The 325-nt window shown below is 73.2% G+C and carries 1 pseudogene; it reads right to left on the bottom strand.

Going from position 1 to position 325, the window contains the following annotated elements:
• Positions 1–325: pseudogene (locus Q0L15_RS22875) on the bottom strand (hypothetical protein); the annotation flags it as partial.

The following is a 325-nucleotide window of genomic DNA, read 5'->3' as shown; positions in this document are numbered from 1 at the left end:
GCAGGTCCGGGGCGAGGGTCCGGAACCGGCGGGAGAGCGCGGGCAGCGTGAGCCGCCAGTTGGCCCAGGCGCTGACGCCCGGTCCGGAGCCGTGCAGGAGCAGGACGGGAGCTCCGGACCCCAGGTCGTGGTAGTTGGTGCGGACGCCGTTCACGTCGATGGTCGTCCCGATCTCCGGGCCGGGAGGAGGTGGCGTCTGCACGGCGGATCCTTCGGTCGAGGATGATCGGGCCTGGACGAGCAGCCACTCCCGCATCGACTGCCGGGGCCGGACCGGGGGCAGCAACGCCTCCACCCAGCCGTCGACGACCCGGGTGGCGTAGAC

Source organism: Nocardioides sp., assembly GCF_024509035.1.
In the GTDB taxonomy this organism is placed as follows: Bacteria; Actinomycetota; Actinomycetes; order Propionibacteriales; family Nocardioidaceae; genus Nocardioides.
Note: the sequence above shows the minus strand (reverse complement) of the source record. Positions and strands in the feature narration are given on the sequence as shown.